Origin of the sequence: Actinotalea sp. (assembly GCF_035443605.1) — a bacterium.
GTDB lineage: Bacteria > Actinomycetota > Actinomycetes > Actinomycetales > Cellulomonadaceae > Actinotalea.
In genome coordinates, this window is the sequence record NZ_DAORSQ010000080.1 from 1 (window position 1) to 12,484 (window position 12,484).

Annotated in this window: 12 protein-coding genes; 4 read left to right on the plus strand and 8 right to left on the minus strand. The window is 71.8% G+C overall.

Going from position 1 to position 12,484, the window contains the following annotated elements; translation table 11 throughout:
• From PKY62_RS09635 to PKY62_RS09670, 8 genes are all read right to left on the minus strand, one after another.
• Nucleotides 1-595: thymidine phosphorylase (locus PKY62_RS09635; protein WP_324536496.1), on the minus strand; the 595-nt coding region annotated here is incomplete at its 3' end.
• A 9-nt stretch (nt 596-604) separates the two neighbouring features.
• Entirely contained in the window at nt 605-1,024 is a 420-nt protein-coding gene (locus PKY62_RS09640) for a cytidine deaminase (protein WP_324536497.1), read from the minus strand.
• The gene (locus PKY62_RS09645) at nt 1,021-2,307 is read right to left on the minus strand and encodes an ABC transporter permease (protein ID WP_324536498.1); all 1,287 of its coding nucleotides are present in this window, start codon (nt 2,305-2,307) and stop codon (nt 1,021-1,023) included. The genes PKY62_RS09640 and PKY62_RS09645 overlap by 4 nt, the downstream gene beginning before the upstream one ends.
• Complete coding sequence (locus PKY62_RS09650; protein ID WP_324536499.1) at nt 2,304-3,533, minus strand: ABC transporter permease; 1,230 nt, start codon at nt 3,531-3,533, stop codon at nt 2,304-2,306. Before PKY62_RS09650 ends, PKY62_RS09645 begins: the two co-directional genes overlap by 4 nt.
• Complete coding sequence (locus PKY62_RS09655) at nt 3,530-5,137, minus strand: ABC transporter ATP-binding protein (protein WP_324536500.1); 1,608 nt, start codon at nt 5,135-5,137, stop codon at nt 3,530-3,532. The genes PKY62_RS09650 and PKY62_RS09655 overlap by 4 nt, the downstream gene beginning before the upstream one ends.
• Nucleotides 5,138-5,263: 126 nt before the next feature.
• Nucleotides 5,264-6,373: a BMP family lipoprotein gene (locus PKY62_RS09660; RefSeq protein ID WP_324536501.1), complete on the minus strand. Its 1,110-nt coding sequence runs from the start codon at nt 6,371-6,373 to the stop codon at nt 5,264-5,266.
• Nucleotides 6,374-6,534: 161 nt separating this feature from the next.
• Complete coding sequence (locus PKY62_RS09665; protein ID WP_324536507.1) at nt 6,535-7,710, minus strand: amidohydrolase; 1,176 nt, start codon at nt 7,708-7,710, stop codon at nt 6,535-6,537.
• Nucleotides 7,711-7,866: 156 nt separating this feature from the next.
• On the minus strand, nt 7,867-8,979 hold the full coding sequence (locus PKY62_RS09670; RefSeq protein WP_324536502.1) for a mannose-1-phosphate guanylyltransferase: 1,113 nt from the start codon (nt 8,977-8,979) through the stop codon (nt 7,867-7,869).
• A 205-nt stretch (nt 8,980-9,184) separates the two neighbouring features.
• Between PKY62_RS09670 and sdhC the strand changes: the two genes are divergently transcribed.
• The 4 genes from sdhC to PKY62_RS09690 form a co-directional block, all read left to right on the plus strand.
• Complete coding sequence (gene sdhC, locus PKY62_RS09675) at nt 9,185-9,565, plus strand: succinate dehydrogenase, cytochrome b556 subunit (RefSeq protein ID WP_324536503.1); 381 nt, start codon at nt 9,185-9,187, stop codon at nt 9,563-9,565.
• A complete protein-coding gene (locus PKY62_RS09680; RefSeq protein WP_324536504.1) occupies nt 9,565-10,026 on the plus strand; it encodes a succinate dehydrogenase hydrophobic membrane anchor subunit in 462 nt (153 codons plus the stop codon). The genes sdhC and PKY62_RS09680 overlap by 1 nt, the downstream gene beginning before the upstream one ends.
• Nucleotides 10,027-10,081: 55 nt before the next feature.
• The gene (gene sdhA / locus PKY62_RS09685) at nt 10,082-11,866 is read left to right on the plus strand and encodes a succinate dehydrogenase flavoprotein subunit (RefSeq protein WP_324536505.1); all 1,785 of its coding nucleotides are present in this window, start codon (nt 10,082-10,084) and stop codon (nt 11,864-11,866) included.
• Nucleotides 11,866-12,484 (plus strand): succinate dehydrogenase iron-sulfur subunit (locus PKY62_RS09690; RefSeq protein WP_324536506.1); only part of this gene is annotated, 619 nt, incomplete at its 3' end. The genes sdhA and PKY62_RS09690, both read left to right, overlap by 1 nt.

Consider the following 12,484-nt stretch of genomic DNA (forward strand, 5'->3'; position numbering starts at 1 on the left):
CCTCGGCGATCTTCTTGCTCATGATCGAGCTCGCGATGAGCGGGATGGCCTCGACCGTGCCGGTGACGTCCCGCAGCGCGTACAGCTTGCGGTCCGCCGGGGCCAGCCCGGAGCCCGCCTGGCAGATGACGGCACCGACGTCCTCGAGCTGGGTCATCATCTCGTCGTTGCTCAGCGCAGCGCGCCACCCGGGGATGGCCTCGAGCTTGTCCAGCGTGCCCCCGGTGTGGCCGAGGCCGCGCCCCGAGAGCTGCGGCACCGCCACGCCGCAGGCGGCCACGAGGGGCGCCAGCGGCAGGGTGATCTTGTCCCCGACGCCACCCGTCGAGTGCTTGTCCGCCGTCGGGCGCGACAGGCCGGAGAAGTCCATCCGCTCGCCCGAGGCGATCATCGCCCCGGTCCACCGCGCGATCTCCGCGCGGTCCATCCCGTTGAGCAGGATGGCCATCGCCAGCGCCGACATCTGCTCGTCCGCCACCACGCCGCGCGTGTAGGCGTCGATCACCCAGTCGATCTGGGGGTCGGAGAGCCGGCCGTGGTCCCGCTTGGTGCGGATGACGTCGACGGCGTCGAAGGGTTCGTGCGTGCTCGACATGGGTACCTCTCAGGCTCGGGTCACGAGATCGTCGGGACCGAAGGCGTCGGGAAGGACGTCGGACATCGATCGGATGCCGCTCACCGTCTCGACGAGCAGGTCGGCGCCACCGTGCTCCCACAGGAGCTGGCGGCACCGCCCGCAGGGCATCAGGGTGTTGCCGTGCGCATCGACGCACGTGAAGGCGACCAGCCGCCCGCCGCCGCTCACGTGCAGCGCGCTGACCAGGGCGCACTCGGCGCACAGGGTCAGGCCGTACGAGGCGTTCTCGACGTTGCAGCCGACCACCACGCGGCCGTCGTCGACCAGCGCGGCGACGCCAACGGGGAAGTGCGAGTACGGCACGTAGGCGCGCGTCATGACCTCGGCTGCCGCCGCGCGCAGCGCGGACCAGTCGATGGGCCGGCCGCCCGGGGTCGTCGCGCTCACTTGACGTACGGGATGCCCTCGGCGGCGGGTGCGCGCACCCGGCCGACGAGCCCGGCGACAGCGAAGATCGTCGCCAGGTAGGGCAGCATCGCGAGGAACTCGCTGGGGATGGGCGAGCCGAGGTTGCCCAGCACGCGACGCAGCGAGTCCGCGAAGCCGAAGAGCAGGGCCGCGGCCAGCGCGCCCCTGGGGCTCCACCGGCCGAGGATCATCGCGGCCAGGGCGATGTAGCCCTTGCCGGACGTCAGCTCCTTGGTGAAGGCCAGGCCGGCTGCGACGAGCGCCGCACCGCCCAGGCCCGCGACCGCACCGCCGAGCACGGTGTTGCGCACGCGCGTGCGGTTGACGTTGATGCCCACCGTGTCGGCGGCCTTGGGGTGCTCGCCGACGGAGCGCATCCGCAGGCCCCACCGGCTGCGGAAGACCATCACCTGGAGCACCGCCACGGCGATGTACATGAGGTAGATGACCAGCGAGTGGTTGAACAGCACCGGGCCGATGACCGGGATCTGCGAGAGCACCGGGATGGGCAGCGTGGGCAGCCGCGGCGGGGAGTTGAGCGTCTGCGGGTTGTCCGTCAGCAGGGTGGAGAACAGGTAGTTCGTCAGGCCGATGACCAGCACGTTGAGCACGACGCCGACGATGATCTGGTCGATGCGGTAGCGCACCGCGAAGGTGACGAGCACCCAGCCCACGAGCGCCCCGGCGAGGGGCGCCGCGATCATCCCGGCGTAGGCGTTGCCCGTGAGGCTGCCGACGACGACCGCGAGGAAGGCCCCGCCGAGCAGCTGGCCCTCGATGGCGATGTTGATGATGCCCGAGCGCTCGCAGAGCATGCCCGCCAGGGCGCCGAAGACCAGCGGCACGGAGAGGGTCAGCGCACCCGCGAGCAGGATCGTCAGGGGCAGGGCGTTGGTGTTGCCCGCCATCACCCACACGAGGAAGGCAAGGAGCACGAGCCCGCCGAAGGTGATCGGCAGCCAGACCGGCACGTCGATCCGCCGCGAGGTGGCCCACGCGGCCCAGCCGGCCAGGACCAGCGCGACCGACGAGAGCAGCAGCGCGGTGAGCTGGGACGGCACCGCGAACGGTGCGATGGTGACGAAGTCGTTGGCCGAGGCGACCATGAAGGTCGTCGTCGCGTCGGGATCCGTGCCCAGGGCGAAGACCACGAGGGACAGCAGGGCCACGCCCAGGTAGAGCACCGGTGCACGCCAGGCGATCTTGGCCTGGACCGCAGCGGCGGTGGACGGGGTGTCGACGACCACGGTCTGCGCGCTCATGCGCGGGCCTCCTTCATCTGGTAGCCGAACAGCTGGGCGATCCGGTGGATGACCGAGAGCTCACGGACGAGCACCGGCGCCGCGATGAGCAGGACGATCGACGCCTGGATGACGAGCACGATGTCGATGGGCGTGTTGGCCGACGTCTGCATGAGCGGCGACCCCGCCCTCAGCGCACCGAAGAGGATCGCGGCGAGCACCGTGCCGAGGGGCTTGGACCGGCCGAGCAGGGCGACCGTGATCGCGTCGAAGCCGATCGACCCGGCGCTGGAGGCCTGCAACGTCTTGTCGGTGCCGAGGATCTGCGCCGCGCCGCCGAGACCTGCGAGCCCACCGGCGGTGAGCATGACGAGCACGAAGACGAGGTTGACCCTGATGCCCGCCGTGCGGGCCGCGCGCTGGTTGGCGCCGACGGCCCGGAACTGGAAGCCGATCACCGAGCGCTCCATGAGCCACCACACGGCGACCGCTGCGACGAGCGCCACGACGAAGCCCCAGTGCAGCCGGAAGCTCGGGCCGAGCATCAGCGGGAACGTCGCCGTGGGCGCCACCGCAGGGGAGATCGGCCGGCTGCCGCCCTGGGCGAGCAGCGGCGTGGTGAGCAGGTAGGAGATGAGGTAGAACGAGATCGAGTTGAGCATGATCGTGACGATCACCTCGTTGGCGCCCGTCCTGGCCTTGAGGAAGCCGGCGATCCCGGCCCATGCCGCGCCCGCGACCAGCGCAGCCAGGCACGCCACCGCGAGGTGCACCCCGCTCGGCAGGCCGAACGAGATGCCGACCCACGTGGCCGCGGCGGCCCCCAGGAGCACCTGGCCCTGGGCGCCGATGTTGAACAGGCCGGAGCGGAAGCCGACGGCGAGCCCGAGCCCGGCGAAGATGAGCGGGACCGACGCCGTCAGCGTCTCGGTGATCGGTCGGATGCGGCGAACCCCCTCGGCCTGGTAGTCGAAGATCGCCCCGCGGAACAGCGCGGAGTAGGCGCTGAAGATCGCGTCCCACGCGGCTCCGAAGAAGTCGCTCGGCCGCGCGAAGAGGTAGACCGCCGCGGCCTGGACCTCGGCGTTGGCCGCCGCGATGAGCACCGAGGACGCCAGGAGCGCCATGACGATGGCCAGCGTGATCGTCAGCCAGGACGCGTCGAGCACGCGCTGCAGCAGGGACGGCTCGTGCTCCGTCCCGCTCGGCGGCGTGGCGGCCGAGGCCACGACGGTCTCGGTGCTCACTGGACCTCCCCGTCCTCGGTGCTGGTGGTGGTCGGGCCGCTCGCTGGCGCCACGGGGGGTGCGGGCTCCGCGGGCGGCGGCGAGGCCGCCTGCTGCGCCTCCTCGAGGCTCGCGCCGGCCATCATGAGGCCGAGCACCTCGCGGCTGGTGCCAGCCGGGACCAGCCCGACGATCCGACCGCGATACATCACGGCGATCCGGTCCGAGAGCGCCAGCACCTCGTCGAGCTCGGTGGACACGATGATCACCGGGGTGCCGTTGTCCCGCTCCGCCACGATCCGCTTGTGCACGAACTCGATCGAGCCGACGTCGAGGCCGCGCGTGGGCTGGGAGGCGACGAGGAGGCGCAGCGGGCGCGACATCTCGCGGGCCAGCACCACCTTCTGCTGGTTGCCGCCGGACAGCGTGCTCACGGGGTCCTGGATCGACGTGATCCGGACGTCGAACTCGACCACCTGGCGGTCGGCGTTCTCGGCCACGCGTCGGGGGCTCAGCGAGCCGGCCGACGCGAAGGGCGGCTGGGCGTGCAGGTCGAGGATGAGGTTCTCCGCGATGGAGAACGAGGAGATGAGGCCGTCGGTGCTGCGGTCCTCCGGGACGAAGCCCACGCCAGCGCGGAGCACGGCGTCGACGGTCTTGCCGAGCAGCTCCTCGCCGTCGAGCGTGATGGAGCCGGCCGTCGCGTGCCGCAGGCCGAGGATGGTCTCGGCGAGCTCGGACTGGCCGTTGCCCTGCACACCGGCGATCGAGACGATCTCCCCGCGGCGGACGTCGAAGGAGATGTCGTCGACGACGCGCGTGCCGACGGGGTCGATGACGGTCAGGTGCGAGACCTGGAACGTCGCGTCGCCCGGGGTGGCGACGTCCTTGTCGACACCGAGGTCGACCGTCCGACCCACCATGAGGGAGGCGAGCTCGACCTCGCTGTCGTGCGGGCTCGCCGTCCCGACGACCTTGCCGCGACGGATGACGGTGATCCGGTCCGCGACCGCGCGGACCTCGCGCAGCTTGTGGGTGATGAAGACGATCGACGTGCCGGCGTCCTTGAGCTGGCGCATGATCCCGATGAGCTCGTCGGTCTCCTGCGGCGTCAGCACCGCGGTGGGCTCGTCGAGGATGAGCACCTTGGCGTCGCGGCTCAGGGCCTTGATGATCTCGACGCGCTGCTGGACGCCCACCGGCAGGTTCTCGACCAGCTCGTCGGGGTCGACAGCGAAGCCGAAGCGGTCGGAGATCTCCTTGACCCGACGGCGGGCCTCGGCGAGGTCGATGAGCCCGGCGACGCCCTGGACGGGCTCGTGGCCGAGCACCACGTTCTCGGCCACCGTGAACACGGGGACGAGCATGAAGTGCTGGTGGACCATCCCGATGCCGGCCGCCATCGCCTGGCCCGGGCCGGCGAACCGCACCGGGGTGTCGTCGACGAGGATCTCCCCGTCGTCCGGGTCGTAGAGGCCGTACAGGACGTTCATCAGGGTCGACTTGCCGGCACCGTTCTCGCCGAGCAGGGCGTGGATCTCGCCCTGCTCGAACGTCAGATCGATCGAGTCGTTGGCGACCAACGGCCCGAACCGCTTGGTGATGCCTCGCAGCTCCAGCTTCACGGCGTCGTTGCCTTCCCCTCGGGTCCTGATGGTGACACTAGCGAGATCGTCCGGCGCCGTCCGTTCGAGCGGCGCCGGACAGACCGGTGGCCCGGGGCGGGTGCGCCCCGGGCCACCGGTCGTGCCTCAGTTCTGGCTCGGCGACTCGACCACGAGGTCGCCCGCGATGATCTGGGCCTTGAGGTCCGCGATCGTCGCCTGGAGCTCCGCCGGGACGGTCGCCTCGAAGTCGTGCAGCGGCGCCAGGTCGACGCCACCGTTCTCGAGGGTGCCGACGTACGGCTCGGAGGAGAAGCCGCCGTCGACCGCTGCGGCGATCGTGTCGAACACCGAGTTGCCGATGAGCTTCATGACGGAGGTCAGCAGCAGGCTCGTGTAGTCGGCGTTCGCCGCCTGCAGGAAGCCGTCCGAGTCGACCCAGATGACCGAGACGCCCTCGGCCTGCGAGGCCGCGTTGAGCGAGCCGGCGCCGACCGGGCCGGCGACCGGCAGGATGACGTCGGCGCCCGACGCGATGAACTGCTCGGTCGTGGTGCGGCCGGCCTCGGTGTCGGAGAAGTTGCCGATCATCGAGCCGTTCTGCGCGGCCTTGTCCCAGCCCAGGACGTTGACGGCGGTGCCGTTGTCCTCGGCCCACTTCATGGCGCCGTCGTAGAAGCCGTCCATGAAGATCGTGACGGACGGGAAGGGCATGCCGCCGTAGGTGGCGATCGTCTTGCTCACCGAGGTGCCCGCGGCGAGGTAGCCGGCGAGGAACGCGGCCTCGTGGGTGTTGAAGAGGATCGGCTTGGCGTTGTCGTAGGTGACCGGCGCGAAGTCGGCGTCGCTGAACGAGGAGTCGATCAGGGCGAAGTTGATGTCGGGGTTGGCCTCGGCACCCGCCTGGATGGCGTCCTCGAGGGCGAACCCGACGCCGATGATGAGGTCGCAGCCCTCCTGGACCATGGAGTCGACGTTGGCCGTGTACTGGCCGGGGTCGGAGGACTCGGCCGACTTGATCGTGACGCCGAGCTCGCTCTCCGCGCGCTCCAGGCCCTCGTAGCCGGACTGGTTGAACGAGGCGTCGTCGAAGCCGCCCTCGTCCGACACCATGCACGCGGTGTACTCGACGGTCTCCTCGGTCGTCTCCTCGGGTGCCGAGGTCTCCTCGGCCTCCTCCTCGGGGGCGGCCGCACAGGCCGCCAGGACCAGGGCCGTCGCGGTGGCCAGCACCGCAGCTCGCATCACTGTCTTCACGTCGTCACTCCTGTTTGTCTGACGCTGGGCCGCACCCGCACGGACCCACGACGCGCACCGTTGCGCACCGCGGGCAGCCCGAGCGGGTCGGCTGCTGTAGGTCGAACACTAATGGGGTCCACGCTGCGCCCGTGTTACCGACCGGTACCACGCAGGTGTCGTTACCCAACTGGAACGTTGCCGCCGACGACGTGCGGCGCGTGCCCACCGGCCAGGACGGCCACCCTGGCGAGCAGCCGCGAGCCGATCGCGATGGCGCGCTCGTCGACGTCCAGGTCACCCTGATGGATGTCGTAGGTGCGCCCGCCGGGGGTCCTGGTGCCCAGCCGCACCATCGCGCCCGGGGCGCGCGTGAGCAGCCAGGCGAAGTCCTCGCCGCCCAGGGACTGCTCGGTGAGGACCACGGAGTCCGGCCCGAGCACCTCGCGCGCTGCGGCGTCGATGAGGCGCGTCGCAACGTCGTCGTTGTCGACCGGCGGCACGCCGCGCTGGTGCTGCACCTCGACCGCGACCTGGTAGGGCGCCACGACGTGCTCGACGGCCTCGCGCAGCACCGCCGCCGCCTCGTCCCACGCGCGCGGGTCGAGGCAGCGCAGCGTGCCGCGCACGTGCCCTGCCGACGGGATCGCGTTGTGCGCGGTCCCGGCGTGCACCTGCCCCCACGTGAGGTTGACCCCCGCCCGCGGGTCCATCCGGCGGCCGAGCACGGCCGGGACCTGGGTGATGACCTGCCCGAGCGCGAACACCACGTCCCCCGTGAGGTGCGGGCGCGACGTGTGCCCGCCCGTCGACGTGAGGGTGACGGTGACCGGGTCGGAGGCCGAGGTGATGGGGCCGATCCGCGAGCCGATCCGCCCGACGTCGAGCTTGGGCTCGGCGTGCACGGCGAACACCTGGGCGATCCCCTCCATCGCGCCGGCATCGATCGCGTCGAGGGCGCCGCCGGGCTGCACCTCCTCCGCGGCCTGGAAGAGCAGCCGGACACCCGTGCCGAGCCGGCCCTCTGCGGCGAGCCGTGCCAGCGCGAGGCCCGCCCCGAGCACGACCGCCGTGTGCACGTCGTGCCCGCACGCGTGCGCGAAGCCCGCGTTGACCGACGCCCACGGGTGCCCGCACGTGTCGGCGACCGGCAGCGCGTCGAGGTCGGCGCGCAGCATCACGCGGCGCCGACCGGAGGCCGCCGGCGTCGGTCCGAGGTCGCAGACCAGCCCGGTGCCCGGCAGCAGGCGCGGGTTCAGCCCGGCGGCGCGCAGCCGTTCGGCGACGAGGTCGGTTGACCGACGCTCGGTGCGGCCCGGCTCGGGGTGGGCGTGCAGGTCGCGGCGCACGGCCACCATCTCGGCTGCCCGCTCCTGCACGAGCGCGGTGATCCGCTGGGTCACGGAGGCGTCGGGCTGCAGCACACCACGAGCCTAGGTCCTCCGGGCGCACGGCCCCCGGTGGACGGCGATCCGCGAGCGGGGCGTCGGCGGCCGGACGGTCCGCGGTGCCGCTCAGAGCAGGTCGGTGCGCCCCGCGTCGCGCAGCGCGTCGACCACGGCCTTGAGCCGCTGGGCGTGCGCGCGGGTGGTCACGAGCAGCGCGTCCGGCGTGTCGACGACGACGGCGTCCGGCACCCCGAGGACCACCACGGTGCGTCCGGTGCCGGGCACGACGAGCGACCCCGCCGCATCGAGCGCCAGCACGTCGGCGGCGTCACCGAGCACGCGGACCTCGCCGCCGGGCAGCAGGTCGCGCAGGGCGGCGAAGTCGCCGATGTCGTCCCAGCCGAAGTCGCCCGGCACGACGGCGAGCCCGCCGGTCGCCGCGACCGGCTCGGCGATCGCGTGGTCGACCGCGATCTTGAGCAGCCCCGGCCAGACCGCGTCGCGCACCTGAGCGCGCCGCCCGGTGTCCCAGGCCGCCGCGATCTCGCGCAGCCCGGCGTGCAGCTCCGGCTGGAGCCGGGCCAGGTGGTCGAGCAGCACCTGGGCCCGGGCGAGGAACATCCCGGCGTTCCACCGGTACTCACCGGTGGCCAGGTAGGCAGCGGCCGTCGCCTCGTCCGGCTTCTCGGTGAAGCCGAGCACGGCGCGGGCACCCGGGGCGTCGGCCAGGCCGAGCGACGGCCCCATCCGCACGTAGCCGAGCGCCGTCGACGGACCGGTGGCGGCGATCCCGATGGTGACGACGTGACCGTCGCGGGCAGCGACGACCCCCTGTCGCACGGCGTCGGCGAAGCCAGGGCCGGAGTCGATGACGTGGTCGGCGGCGAACGAGCCGATGACGACGTCGCCCTCGCGTTCCACCAGGACGGCGGCGGCCAGGCCGATCGCGGCCATCGAGTCGCGCGGGGAGGGCTCGGCGAGCACGGCACCGGGACCCAGCTCCGGCAGCTGGGCGCGCACGGCGCCCTCGTGGCGCGCCCCGGTGACCACCACGACGCCGTCGGGCCCGGTCAGCGGCAGCAGCCGGTCCACGGTCGCCTGGAGCAGGGTCCGGCCGCCGCCGGTGAGGTCGAGCAGGAACTTCGGCGCCCCGGCGCGCGACAGCGGCCACAGGCGGGTACCCGCGCCACCGGCGGGGACGACGGCGCGGAAGCCGGGGACGGGTGCGGTGCTGGCCATGGCCGCGATCCTGCCAGTCCCACGCCCGCGGGGCCACGGCCGGGGCCACGAACGGGGCCACGGGTGACGATGTCGTGGCGCCCGTGGACCTGTCGGCCGGAGTGGCTAGAGTCGGACGTACAGTGGCCAGGGTCCCACCGGGCCGCTGCCCCGCACCGACGACAAGGTCCAGCCGGCGTCGTCGCCGAACCGCAGGAGGACGTCCGTGCCCGACGCACCGGCAGGCACGCTGTACCGCGGCCGCGAGGGGATGTGGACCTGGGTCGCCCACCGGGTCACGGGGTTCCTCATCTTCTTCTTCCTGCTCGTCCACGTGCTCGACACCTCGCTCGTGCGGCTGTCCCCCGAGGCGTACAACGCCGTCATCGGCACCTACAAGAACCCGATCATGGGGCTCGGCGAGGCCGGTCTGGTGGCCGCGATCGTCTTCCACGCGTTCAACGGTGTCCGGATCATGCTCGTCGACTTCTGGTCCCAGGGCGTGCGCCACCAGCGCGTCATGTTCTGGGTGGTCATGGGCCTGTTCGTCGTGACGATGGCTGGCTTCCTGCCGCGGCACCTCATGCACGTCTTCGGGGGGAACTGATGACCGCCACCACGAGCGCAGCCACCATCCCGGCACCGCGCAGCCCTCTGTCCGGCCGCCGCACCACGCGGACCAACGTGGAGATGTACAGCTGGCTGTTCATGCGTGCGTCCGGTGCGCTGCTCCTCGTGCTGATCTTCACCCACCTGTTCGTCAACCTCATGGTGGGCGACGGGATCACCGCGATCGACTTCGGCTTCGTCGCGGGCAAGTGGGCCTCGCCGGTGTGGCAGGTCTGGGACCTGCTCATGCTCTGGCTCGCGATGATCCACGGCACCAACGGGATCAAGACGATCATCAACGACTACGCCGAGAAGGCGCGGACGCGCCTGGTGCTCAAGGGCGCCCTCTACCTGGCGTTCACGGTTGTCGTCGTGCTCGGCACCCTGGTCATCTTCACCTTCGACCCGTGCCCGACGGTCGGCCCCGCCGATCTCCTGCCCGACTTCTGCACCGCCTGAGCCCGGCCGCCGCCCGACGCCCGCAGCCACTGACGCACGACGAAGGACCGAGAGCATGCAGACCCACCAGTACGACGTCGTCATCGTCGGCGCCGGCGGCGCGGGGATGCGGGCCGCGCTGGAGTCCTCCAGCCGCGCCCGCACGGCCGTGCTGACCAAGCTGTACCCGACGCGGTCCCACACCGGCGCGGCCCAGGGCGGCATGTGCGCCGCGCTGGCCAACGTCGAGGAGGACAACTGGGAGTGGCACACGTTCGACACCGTCAAGGGCGGTGACTACCTCGTCGACCAGGACGCCGCCGAGGTGATGGCCAAGGAGGCCATCGACGCGGTGCTCGACCTCGAGCGGATGGGCCTGCCGTTCAACCGGACGCCCGAGGGCAGGATCGACCAGCGACGCTTCGGCGGGCACACCCGCAACCACGGCGAGGCCGCCGTGCGCCGGGCCTGCTACGCGGCCGACCGCACCGGCCACATGATCCTGCAGACCCTCTACCAGCAGTGCGTCAAGCAGGACGTCGCCTTCTTCAACGAGTTCTACGTCCTGGACGTGCTGCTCGACACCGACCTCATGACCGACCCGGCGCCCGGCGAGCCCGTGCGCGTCAGCGGCGTGGTGGCCTACGAGCTGGCGACCGGCGAGATCCACGTGTTCCGCGCCAAGTCCGTCGTGTTCGCCACCGGGGGCGCGGGCAAGATCTACAAGACGACGTCCAACGCGCACACCCTGACGGGTGACGGGATGGCCCTGACCCTGCGGCGCGGCATCCCGCTCGAGGACATGGAGTTCTTCCAGTTCCACCCGACGGGCCTTGCCGGCCTGGGCATCCTGCTCTCCGAGGCCGCGCGCGGCGAGGGAGCCATCCTGCGCAACGGCGACGGCGAGCGGTTCATGGAGCGCTACGCCCCCACCATCAAGGACCTGGCACCGCGCGACATCGTCGCCCGGGCCATGGCCAACGAGGTCCGCGAGGGCCGCGGTGCCGGGCCGAACAAGGACTACGTCCTGCTCGACCTCACGCACCTCGAACCGGCGCACATCGAGGCCAAGCTGCCGGACATCACCGAGTTCGCGCGCACCTACCTGGGCATCGAGCCGTTCACCGAGCCGGTGCCGGTCTACCCGACCGCGCACTACCTCATGGGCGGCATCCCCACGACCATCGACGCCGAGGTGCTGCGCACCAACACCGACGTCGTCGGCGGGCTGTTCGCCGCCGGGGAGTGCGCCTGCGTGTCCGTGCACGGGTCCAACCGGCTGGGCACCAACTCGCTGCTCGACATCAACGTCTTCGGCCGGCGGGCGGGGCTGGCGGCCGCCGCCTACGCCGCGACCGCGGACTGGATCGACCTGCCGGCCGACCCGGCGGGCGCCGTCGTCGGCGAGCTGGAGCGGATGCGTGGCGCCGTGACCGGCGAGCGCGTGTCCGACGTCCGCAAGGCGCTGCAGGAGACGATGGACGCGAACGCCCAGGTGTTCCGCACGGCCGAGTCGCTCGAACGGGCGCTGGCCGACATCGCCGTGCTCCAGGAGCGCTACCGGACGGTGAGCGTGCAGGACAAGGGCTCGCGGTTCAACACCGACCTGCTCGAGGCGCTCGAGCTGGGCTTCCTGCTCGACCTCGCCGAGGTCGTCGTCGTCGGCGCGCTGGCGCGCCAGGAGTCGCGGGGCGGGCACTTCCGCGAGGACTTCCCCACGCGCGACGACGAGCGGTTCATGCAGCACACCATGGCCTACCTCCGACCCGCGGGTCCCGCTGCGCCGGGTGCGCCCCGGGTCCGCCTGGACCACAAGCCGGTGACCGTGACCCGCTACCAGCCGATGGAGCGCAAGTACTGATGACCGCCGTCGACACTGCCGCAGCCAGCCCCGCCGCGAAGATCGGTGCGGTGCCGAGCTTCGACGTCACGCTCCGGATCCGCCGGTTCGACCCGGAGGCCGCCTCCCCCGAGCCGTACTGGGAGGAGTTCACCGTCACCGCGCACGGCACGGACCGCGTGCTCGACGCGATGCACACGGTCAAGTGGGAGCTCGACGGCACCCTGACGTTCCGCCGCTCGTGCGCGCACGGGATCTGCGGCTCTGACGCGATGCGGATCAACGGCCGCAACCGACTGGCCTGCAAGACCCTCCTCAAGGACCTCGACCCGCGCAAGCCGATCACCATCGAGCCCATCAAGGGCCTGCCGGTGATCAAGGACCTGGTCGTCGACATGGAGCCGTTCTTCGCCTCGTTCCGCGAGGTCATGCCCTTCCTCGTCACGGGCGGCAACGCGCCGTCGGCCGAGCGCCTGCAGTCCCCCGAGCAGCGCGCGCGCTACGACGACACCACCAAGTGCATCCTGTGCGCCGCGTGCACCACGTCGTGCCCGGTGTTCTGGACCGACGGCCAGTACTTCGGCCCCGCGGCGATCGTCAACGCGCACCGGTTCATCTTCGACTCGCGCGACGAGGGCG